At 64.4% G+C, this 10,290-nt stretch carries 8 protein-coding genes and 1 pseudogene; 4 read left to right on the forward strand and 5 right to left on the reverse strand.

Annotation, left to right across the window (positions count from 1 at the left end; genetic code table 11):
• Window positions 1–40: 40 nt before the first annotated feature.
• Window positions 41–466, reverse strand: coding sequence for a DUF1330 domain-containing protein (locus ACXJL8_RS30330; RefSeq protein WP_456618401.1), 426 nt, complete (start codon window positions 464–466; stop codon window positions 41–43).
• 166 nt (window positions 467–632) lie between these two features.
• Between ACXJL8_RS30330 and ACXJL8_RS30335 the strand changes: the two genes are divergently transcribed.
• Both ACXJL8_RS30335 and ACXJL8_RS30340 read left to right on the forward strand, forming a co-directional pair.
• Window positions 633–2,846 carry a transglycosylase domain-containing protein gene (locus tag ACXJL8_RS30335; RefSeq protein WP_456618402.1) on the forward strand — a complete coding sequence of 738 codons (2,214 nt, stop codon included), beginning with the start codon at window positions 633–635 and terminating at the stop codon, window positions 2,844–2,846.
• Window positions 2,847–3,295: 449 nt separating this feature from the next.
• On the forward strand, window positions 3,296–3,955 hold the full coding sequence (locus tag ACXJL8_RS30340; protein ID WP_456618403.1) for a hypothetical protein: 660 nt from the start codon (window positions 3,296–3,298) through the stop codon (window positions 3,953–3,955).
• 125 nt (window positions 3,956–4,080) lie between these two features.
• Here ACXJL8_RS30340 and ACXJL8_RS30345 read toward each other — a convergent pair.
• From ACXJL8_RS30345 to ACXJL8_RS30360, 4 genes and pseudogenes are all read right to left on the reverse strand, one after another.
• Window positions 4,081–4,812 (reverse strand): annotated as a pseudogene (locus ACXJL8_RS30345) (M48 family metallopeptidase); the annotation flags it as partial.
• A gap of 217 nt (window positions 4,813–5,029) precedes the next feature.
• Window positions 5,030–6,358: a polyhydroxyalkanoate depolymerase gene (locus ACXJL8_RS30350; protein WP_456618405.1), complete on the reverse strand. Its 1,329-nt coding sequence runs from the start codon at window positions 6,356–6,358 to the stop codon at window positions 5,030–5,032.
• A 121-nt stretch (window positions 6,359–6,479) separates the two neighbouring features.
• Window positions 6,480–7,298 carry an ABC transporter permease gene (locus tag ACXJL8_RS30355; RefSeq protein WP_456618406.1) on the reverse strand — a complete coding sequence of 273 codons (819 nt, stop codon included), beginning with the start codon at window positions 7,296–7,298 and terminating at the stop codon, window positions 6,480–6,482.
• 118 nt (window positions 7,299–7,416) lie between these two features.
• Entirely contained in the window at window positions 7,417–8,220 is an 804-nt protein-coding gene (locus ACXJL8_RS30360; RefSeq protein WP_456686115.1) for an ABC transporter ATP-binding protein, read from the reverse strand.
• Between the two features lie 184 nt (window positions 8,221–8,404).
• Between ACXJL8_RS30360 and ACXJL8_RS30365 the strand changes: the two genes are divergently transcribed.
• On the forward strand, window positions 8,405–9,715 hold the full coding sequence (locus tag ACXJL8_RS30365; protein WP_456618408.1) for an ActS/PrrB/RegB family redox-sensitive histidine kinase: 1,311 nt from the start codon (window positions 8,405–8,407) through the stop codon (window positions 9,713–9,715).
• Window positions 9,716–9,817: 102 nt separating this feature from the next.
• Window positions 9,818–10,290 (forward strand): ActR/PrrA/RegA family redox response regulator transcription factor (locus ACXJL8_RS30370; RefSeq protein ID WP_456686116.1); only part of this gene is annotated, 473 nt, incomplete at its 3' end.

The raw sequence follows: 10,290 nt of genomic DNA on the forward strand, positions 1-10,290 counted from the left end.
CCGCCGCCGGGCTAACCCACCCTACGAACTTGTGCGGCGTCTACTTCGGCACCTCCCCAAAATTCTTCCCCACCGGCAGCACCGCATGCCGGATCAGCCGCGAATCCTCCACCGCGGCCTGACGGTGCTTCACCGCTTCACGGTAGACGGGATCGCGGATCATTTCGACGAAGGCTCCAACGCTCGGATATTCGGCGATGAAGCAGTGGTCCCAGCGCTCCTCTTGCGGGCCGATCAGCATCAGCTCGAATCTGCCTTGCCAGACGATGCGGCCGCCGAGCCGTTCGAACACCGGGCCACTCTCGCGGCCATAGGCCGCATAGGCTTCCGCGCCGCTTGCCTTGCGGCCGTCGGGATAGGCCGCCTCTTTGCGCAATCGAACCAGATTGAGCATGTGGATCGGACCCGGGCGGTCGTTCTCCCGGAACTGCGCAAAGATCTCCTTGGTCGGATCGATATGGCCCATGCGGGTTCCCTCTTCTTGATGGGTTCGATCCTAGCTCCGGCGCCGGATGAGCGGAACTGCGGCGGGCGAATGCCGCACCTCCTAATCGCGCGTTAAGCTCTGGGTAACCGGGCCTTAAACAGCGACCGCTAGCGTGCGGCGGGGCGGCTGACCGGGCGTTTTGCGTATGGCGTGGGGAAAGAAAAAGGGTGGGCGGAAGGAGCCGCTGTTCGGCTTGCCCGCAGCGCTCGCAGATCTGCGCCTGACGGCGGCGGACCGCATTCCCGGCGGCGATGACAAGCCGAAAAAGTCCGCGAAATCACCCGCCAAGCGCAAGAGCGAGGAATCCGGCGAGGAGCCGCCGCGCGAGCGGAAGGCGCCGGCCGGCCGCAGCGGCGCCAAGCGCCGGTCGAAGTCGCGCGGCGGTTTTGGCATCGGCCGGCTGGTGTATTGGGGCGCGGTGCTGGGCCTGTGGGGCGCGATCGCCGTGATCGGCCTCGTGGTCTGGGTCGGCGCCCATCTGCCGCCGATCCAATCGCTGGAAATCCCCACGCGCCCGCCGACGATCCAGATCGTCGGCATCGACGGCAGCATGCTGGCACAGCGCGGCGAGATGGCCGGCGCCAACGTGTCGCTGAAGGACCTGCCGCCCTATCTGCCGAAGGCGTTCATCGCCATCGAGGACCGCCGGTTCTATTCGCATTTCGGCATCGACCCCGTCGGCATCCTGCGCGCCCTCGTCACCAACGTGCTCCATCGCGGCGTGTCGCAGGGCGGCTCGACCCTGACGCAGCAGCTCGCCAAGAACCTGTTCCTGACCCAGGAACGCACCATGCAGCGCAAGCTGCAGGAGGCGGAGCTCGCGATCTGGCTGGAGCGCAAGCATTCCAAGAACGAGATTCTCGAGCTGTATCTCAACCGCGTCTATTTCGGCTCCGGCGCCTATGGCGTCGAAGCCGCGGCACAACGCTATTTCGGCAAGTCGGCGAAGAACGTCACCGTCGCCGAAGCCGCGATGCTGGCCGGCCTCGTCAAATCGCCCTCCCGGCTGGCGCCGAACCGCAATCCGGAAGGCGCCGAAGCGCGCGCGAAAATCGTGCTCGCGGCGATGGCGGATGCGCAATTCATCACCGACGCGCAGGCGCAGGCCTCGATCGGCCACCCCTCCTACAACGTGAAGCCGGTCGGCGCCGGCACCGTCAACTACGTCGCCGACTGGATCGGCGAGGTGCTGGACGATCTTGTCGGCCAGATCGACCAGAGCATCACGGTCGAGACCACGATCGATCCGAAACTTCAGAGCGTGGCGGAAGCCGCCATCATCGACGAGCTCGCGGCCAAGAGCGTGAAGTTCAATGTCAGCCAGGGCGCGCTGGTGGCGATGACGCCTGACGGCGCGGTGCGCGCCATGGTGGGGGGACGGAACTATTCCGACAGCCAGTACAACCGTGCGGTCACCGCCAAGCGCCAGCCCGGCTCCTCATTCAAGCCGTTCGTGTACCTCACCGCGCTCGAGCAGGGGCTGACGCCGGACACCGTCCGCCAGGACGCGCCGATCGAGGTCAAGGGCTGGAGACCTGAGAACTACACCCATGAATATTTCGGCGCGGTGACGCTGACGCAGGCGCTGGCGATGTCGCTCAACACCGTCGCCATCCGCCTCGGCCTCGAGGTCGGGCCGAAGAACGTGGTGCGCACCGCGCACCGGCTCGGCATCTCCTCCAAGCTCGAGCCCAACGCCTCGATCGCGCTCGGCACTTCCGAGGTCTCGGTCGTCGAGCTGGTCGGCGCCTATGCGCCCTTCGCCAATGGCGGCTTCGCGGTGGCGCCGCATGTGGTGCGGCGGATCAAGACGCTCGACGGCAAGCTGCTCTACATGCGCCAGGCCGACGAGCGCAACCAGGTGATCGACCCGCGCTATGTCGGGATGATGAACACGATGATGCGGGAGACGCTGATCTCCGGCACCGCCAAGAAGGCGGAGATCCCGGGTTGGCCGGCGGCCGGCAAGACCGGCACCAGCCAGGATTACCGCGACGCCTGGTTCATCGGCTACACCGCCAGCCTCGTCACCGGCGTCTGGCTCGGCAATGACGACAACTCGCCGACCAAGAAGGCAACTGGCGGCGGGCTGCCGGTGGAAGTCTGGTCGCGCTTCATGCGCGCGGCGCACGAGGGCGTGCCGGTCGCGAACCTGCCGAACTCGCAAGCGACCTGGGGCCTGTCGAACCTCGCGCAGGCCGCATCGCAAGTGTCGCCGCCGACGGCGGCGGCGCCCGGGCCGGCACCGGCGAACAATAGCGGCTATCGCCCGCCCCCGACGCGCGCCAATGTGCGGCCGGAAGCAGCGGCAGGGCTCGATGGCTGGCTGATGGACCGGCTGTTCGGCGGGAACAGGTAGCTTCGTGCTGAGGTCTCCATGGCCTCAAAACAAAAAACGCGCAAACAACCCCATGCACAGTAGACGGCACATTCCGGCGCGATGCGCGGTGGATGGTTCGAAGGCCTTGATGCGGCGGGGCGAATCGAGCGTGCCGCGCAATCGTCGCGTGATTTATCGATAGCGGAAGGTAGGAGCACGGAACGACTAGTCTTCGTCAAACCACTCCCTGTGGTTATGGGTCCCGGCCTTCGCCGGGACGACGAGAGAGACGACGTTGCCGTACGTGTCGAGCCACCTCTTCGGCAAGTCCTGTCTTCGGCAAGTCCTGTCTTCGGCAAGTCCTGCCACGGCGGCAAGATTTACCGAGGCCAGCGTATCCCTGAAAGCGAAAACACCAATCTCTTCAAGCCTCCGCGATCGGCCTGGAATTTGCTCCCCTAGGTTGAGCTAGTGCCGAGGAGCGTTCCATGATTTCAGGTGTATCCGGTGCGGTGCCGACTCATCTGCGCCCTGCATCGACGTCTCATTCAAATGCGACATCAAGTGTCCTGACGGAGGTGTCGGCTGCGACCGACACAGAGACGAGCAGCCCCCGGTTTGACGTCTCCCAGCTCAAGCCGCTGCAAGGTGCCAAGCCGATATCGGCGGCGGATCATCCGGTCCTGCGCGACCTCTTGGCAACGAACTGGCTGATGACCCACGGCGCCAGCGCTAGTCAACCGGCCGTCTCGGACGATGCACCGGAGAACACATATGCCCAGGTCAAAGTCGACGGCAAGGTGGCGGCCACGCTGTACAATGGCGGGTCCTCGACGATCACCAACGCTGCGGCCGGAAAGATCGGCAATCTCGAGGATCCTCCCGGCCTGAGTGGACCAGATCTGGCGCAGTGGCGGGCCGACAGCTACGCCAAACTGCTTGGTGGCACCGTCGAAAAGGCTCCCACCGCGATCACGCAATCGCAATGGACGCCGCGCGAAGGCAATTCCACGGCTTACAGCCGCGATCAGCTCGACGCGGCGTTCCAGGCGATGCTGGCCGAAGGCCAAAGAGTCATGGCGCAGCAGCAAGCGCCCTATCTGGCCTCACGCACGCAGGCGGGGACGAGTGCGGATTTCAGCGCGTAGCGAAGAGACGATCTCTTGCTCCACCCACGGTGTCGTCCCGGCGAAGGCCGGGACCCATAACCACAGGGAGAGGTTTGGCGAAGATCAGTTGTTCGGTCCTTCGACCTTCCGCAATCGATGGATCACGCGTGGTTCATCTCGACGAGATGGGCGACCTCGTGGGCGGCGAGATAGTCGAGCACGTAGGGCGGCGCCAGGATCAGGCGCCAGGAGAACGACAGCGAGCCCGCCGAGGTGCAGGAGCCCCAGCGGCTGGACTGATCGCGGATCGAGAGCCGCTTGACCCTGACGCCGAGCTCTGCGGCATAGGCCTCCGCCGAGCGCTGAAGATCGCGGCGCGCCTCGCGCTTGAGGAAGTCGTTCACGCGGCGGTCGGCATGTTCGACGCCGCCGGCGACGCAGAGAATGCGTTCACCGCTGTCGCGCACCTCGGTCCACACCGTGCCGCGGGTGCCGGCGCGATGAACGATGCGATGGGGAACGCCGCGAAGCGGTATCACTGTGCCGGGCTGGAACGGCGCCGCCTTCGGCAAACGGCCAAGACGCGCAGCGATCCACGCGCCGTGACGCTGCGCGAAGTCCTTTGCCTCGGCGAGCGTGCCGCGCGGCGGCATGGTGAGGATGGCTTCGCGATCACTCGGATGAATTCGCAGCGTGTAGCGCCGCGCTCGGCGGTGCCGGCGCAGGCGAATCGCAAAGAATTGCGATCCGTGGGTGATGACGAGGGTCTTTGGTTCGTGGGGCCGCCGATAGAGGAGCGCGCGAGTGGCCATGTCTGTCAGTCCGGGGAGCAGGAGTTCGCCCGGATTCTGCCATAACCGCCGCCAGGGAAAGCGCTCGGCGCAAAAACAAATCATTTGCCCAATATACAGGGGTCTGACGTCCGGGAGACCCTACAGACTGGGGTTGGAACCCTGTTTTTTCGCCCCCGCTGGACGCATGCGGCCTCCCCAAGGGGTGAGGAAAGACTCACTCCTATGAAGCTACCTAAATACCGCGAATCTGGCGGGAACCAGGCCCTCCGGGAACCTCCGGCAGAGCCCGAATTTTCGACGGGAAAGCCGAAAAACGCAGTTATTCGGCTGCGAGAGCCTGCGATGCGGTCAGATTCGCTGCCGAGACCATGAAATCGTGAATCCGCGGCACGATTTCCGACTTGAATCGCGAACCGTTGAACACGCCGTAATGTCCGACACCCTTCTGAACGTAATGAACGCGGCGATGATCGGGAATCGAACTGCACAATCCGTGCGTTGCTTCGGTCTGACCGATGCCGGAGATGTCGTCGTTCTCGCCTTCGACCGTCATCAGCGCGACACGCGTGACCTTGGAGGGATCGACGCGTGTTCCACGATGGGTCATCTCGCCCTTCGGCAGCGCGTGCTTCACGAACACGGTGTCGACGGTCTGCAGATAATATTCGGCCGAGAGATCCATCACCGCGAGATATTCGTCATAGAAGTCGCGATGCTTGTCGACGAGGTCGCCGTCGCCCTTCACCAGATTGGCGAACAGCTGCTTGTGGGCATCCATGTGCCGATCGAGATTCATGCTGATGAAGCCGTTGAGCTGCAGGAATCCCGGGTAAACGTCGCGCATCATGCCCGGATGCGGGAACGGCACCTTGGTGATGACGTTGTTGCGGAACCAGTCGATGCCGCGCTGCTGGGCGAGGTTGTTCACCGCAGTCGGATTGCGGCGGGTGTCGATCGGCCCGCCCATCAGCGTCATCGAGGTCGGCACGAAGGGATCGCGCCGCGCTTCCATGATCGAGACGGCGGCGACGACGGGAACCGAGGGCTGGCACACCGCGATCACATGGGTGTTGCCGCCAAGCACGTGCAGCATCTCGATCACGTAGTCGATGTAGTCGTCGAGATCGAAACGGCCTTCGCTGAGCGGCACCATGCGGGCATCGGCCCAATCGGTGATGTAGACCTCATGCGCCGGCAGAAAGGCTTCGACCGTGCCGCGCAGCAGCGTCGCGTAATGGCCGGACATCGGCGCCACGATCAGCACGCGCGGCTGCGGGCTGCGCAAGGGGCGGGTGAACTTGCGATCGAAGTAGAGCAACTGGCAGAACGGCTTTTCCCAGACGGAGCGAACCTCGACGGGGACGCGGATGCCGTTGACCTCGGTGTCGTTGAGGCCCCATTCCGGCTTGCCGTAGCGCCGCGTGGTGCGCTCGAACAATTCGCAGGCCGCGGCCACCGACTTGCCGACCTCGGTGCGCGCCCAGGGATTCAAGGGATTCTGAAACAGGAGCCTGGTCGCGTCGGTGACGGCGCGCGCCGGATTGAGAGAGGCCTGCGCCATCTCGTACATCCAGTACATCGGCGTGGTCAGGACCGGACTGCCTTCGGCCGCCAGGGGCGGTGCGCCGCCAAACTCACCAATCGGCATGATCATGTTCCTCTTCGCATCGCAGCATACTGCCGAATGCGTAATATTGCGTCAATGCATGGTTCCGTAGATCTACGTGGCCTGAACGGCCAAACCAGCCTGAATCCACGAGAAAGTGACGTTATTCACCGCCCGACAGCAGCGAGCCGTTTTTCTTGGCGCTGCGCAAAAGGGCAAGGAATGCCCCAAAAGATGCAACCAGCAGCACCACATTGATGGCCAGCGCACCCAGCATCAGGTCGGTCCGGAAGGTTTGCTCGATCAGGAGCGCCCGCATTCCCTCGAACACATAGGTCGGCGGCAGCGTCCAGGCGACATATTGCAGCCAGACCGGCAGCACGCTGACAGGATAGTAGATGCAGGCGAGCGGCATGATCGCGAACATCAAGGTCCAGACGATGCTCTCGGCCCCCAGCCCGTTTCGCAGCACCAGCCCCGAGACGAAGATGCCGACCGACCAACTCGTGAAGATCAGATTGCAGAAGAAGGCGATCAGCGGCAGGCCAAGGCTGTAGACATTGAAGTGAAACAGGAACAGCGCGAGCAGCGTCATCGGAATGACGCCGATCGCGAGCCGGATCAGGCTCATGACCATGAGCGACAGCAGAAACTCGATCGGCTTCAACGGGCTCATCATGAGATTGCCGATGTTGCGCGCCCACATCTCCTCCAGAAACGAGATCGAGAAGCCGAGCTGTCCCCGGAACAGGATGTCCCAGAGGATGACGGCGCCGATCAGCGTGCCGCCGGCGCGCGCGAAGAAATTGGCGTTCTGCGCGATGTAGAGCTGGAGGAAGCCCCAGGTAATGACCTGGAGCGCCGGCCAATACAGCAGCTCGAGCAGCCGCGGCCAGGACGACATCAGGAGATACCAATAGCGCAGGATCATCGCGCCGATGCGCTGGGCCGAGATGCCGCGATGGAGGGAGAGCTCGGTCATGGCTTCACCAAGTAGCCCGGATGGAGCGAAGCGCAATCCGGGAATCGTGCCACACGCGACAGGGGCCCCGGATTACGCTGCGCTCCATCCGGGCTACGGCTGAAACATAGGGGCTTGCTCATCGCGCCGCCTCCTTCGCTCCGTTCGCCCGGCCGCGGGCGACGTCGAGGAACACCTCCTCCAGCGTGGTGCGGTTGTAGCGGGCCATGATGGCGTCGGGCGTGTCGTCGTCCTCGATGCGGCCGCGCTTCATGATGATGACGCGGTCGCAGAGCCGCTCGACCTCGAGCATGTTGTGCGACGCCAGCAGGATGGTGGCCTTGTTGTCGCGGCGATAGCGTTCCAGATGCGCCCGCACCCAGTCGGCGGTGTCAGGGTCGAGCGAGGCGGTCGGCTCGTCCAGCAGCAACAGCTCGGGCGTGTTGATCAGCGCCTTGGCGAGCGCGACGCGGGTCTTCTGGCCGGCGGAGAGCTTGCCGTTGGCGCGGTCGATGAATTCGGTGAGATCGAGGTCGTCGGCCAGCCTGGCGATGCKGTCGGACAGGTTCTTCACCGCATAGAGCTTGCCGAACACGGTGAGATTCTGCCGCACCGTGAGCCGCATCGGCATGTCGACATAGGGGCTCTCGAAATTCATCCGCCCCAGCACTGCGGCGCTCTGCTCGGGCATCGGATGTCCGAGCACCTGCACGCGGCCGGAGGTCGGCAGCACCAGGCCCATGATCATCGCGATGGTCGTGGTCTTGCCGGCGCCGTTGCCGCCCAGCAGCCCGGTGATGCTGCCGCGCGGCAACGTGAAGGAGATGTCGTCGACCGCGCGGGTCTGCTTGTAGAGCTTGACGAGGCGATCGACCTCGATTGCCGGGGACGATTTGCGGTCCGCGACAGTCGGCCGACTTGAAGCCTTGTCGTTCTCAGTCATGCTGGGCCGTTCTTCCGCCATTGCGCGGTCGAGCGCAAGACTTGAAGTCGCAAGACTTGACGTAACAAGACTTGACGTCACAGGACTTGAAGTATCAAGGCTCGAGGCAAGAGGCTTGTAACCCGGTGGAATGTGCGGGCCGGCGCGTTTGTGATCGCCCGCATGCATCGCTAGATTGGCTGAGATGACCGACACCGCCGTTTCCGACTTTCGCCATTCGCAGCGACATATCCGCCTGGACACGATCCTGCGGCTGCGCTGGCTCGCGGTGCTGGGCCAGCTCGCCGCGATCTTCATCGTGGCGCAGGGGCTCGAGTTCAACGTCGAGATCGTCCCCTGCGTCAGCATCATCGCCCTGTCGGCGGCGCTCAATCTGGCGCTGCAAACCGCGGCCAATCCGATGCAGCGGCTCGAGCCGATCCAGGCGGCCGGGCTGCTCGCGCTGAACATCGTGGAACTAGCGGGGCTGCTGTTCTTCACCGGCGGATTGCAGAACCCGTTCTCGTTCCTGTTCCTCGCTCCCGTGCTGATCTCGGCCACCGCGCTGCCGGCCCGCGCCACCTTCGGCCTCGGCCTCCTGGCCGTGGCCTGCGCCTCGATCCTGTTCTTCTTTCATCTGCCGCTGCCCTGGGATTCCGACGATCCGCTGGTGCTGCCGCCGATCTATCTCGTCGGCATCTGGCTTTCGATCGTGCTCGCGATCGGCGTCACCAGCCTCTACTCCTTCCAGGTCACCCAGGAGGCGCGCAAGCTGGCCGACGCGCTCGCCGCGACCGAACTGGTGCTGACGCGCGAGCAGCATCTGACCCAGCTCGACGGGCTGGCTGCGGCCGCCGCGCACGAGCTCGGCACGCCGCTCGCGACCATCTTCCTGATCTCGCGCGAGCTGGAAAAGACGGTGAAGGATCCGACCTTTGCCGCCGATCTGAAAACCCTGCGCGAGCAGACGCAGCGTTGCCGCGACATCCTGAGCAAGATCACCCAGCTGTCCTCCACCGGCGCGCCGTTCGACCGCATGAAGCTGTCCGAGCTGATCGAGGAGGTGGTGGCGCCGCACCGCGATTTCGGCGTCGACATCAAGGTGCGGATCGCGATCGCCGCCGCCGCCGAGCCGGTCGGCTCGCGCAACCCGGCGGTCCTCTACGGCGTCGGCAACATCGTCGAGAATGCCGTCGACTTCGCGCGCACCACCGTCGAGGTGAACGCCTGGTGGAACAATGAGACCATCGAGATCGTGATTTCCGATGACGGCCCGGGGATTCCGCCCGACCTCTTGAAGCGGATCGGCGAGCCCTACCTGTCGCGGCGGCGCACCCGGGATGAAGGCGGCGGCCTCGGGCTCGGCGTGTTCATCGCACGCACCCTGCTGGAACGCACCGGCGCCAAGGTCTCGTTTACCAATCGGACCTTCCCGGATCACGGGGCCGTGGTCCAGATTGCGTGGCCGAGGCAGCGTTTTGAGGCTATCGAGACGCTCGAAGAAACAATAGGATAGGCGCGACCTTGCGTCGCACAACAGGGCCGATCGACCATTGACGGCCTTGGCACCGCGCGATTGCGACGCCATATGTAGACGCGCTGGAGAGAGGACAAAACCTTGAACGCCATCGCCGAACTGAACGAACAGGCCGACCGCTCGCTTCTCATCGTGGAGGACGACAAGCCGTTTCTGGAGCGGCTGTCGCGCGCCATGGAAACGCGCGGTTTTGCGGTGACCTCGTGTGACACCGTCTCGGACGGACTGGCGCAGATCGGCAAGGCTGCCCCCGCATTCGCAGTGGTCGATTTGCGGCTCGGCGACGGCAACGGCCTCGACGTGGTCTCCGCGCTGAAGAAGAAGCGCCCCGACGCACGCGCGATCGTGTTGACCGGCTATGGCAACATCGCCACCGCGGTGACCGCAGTGAAGATGGGCGCGATCGATTATCTCTCCAAGCCCGCGGACGCCGACGACGTCGTCGCCGCGCTGCTCTCGACGAGTTCGGAGAAATCCGAGCTGCCGACGAACCCGATGTCGGCCGACCGCGTGCGCTGGGAGCACATCCAGCGCATCTACGAGATGTGCAACCG

It is taken from the genome of Bradyrhizobium sp. P5_C11_2, from assembly GCF_054049755.1.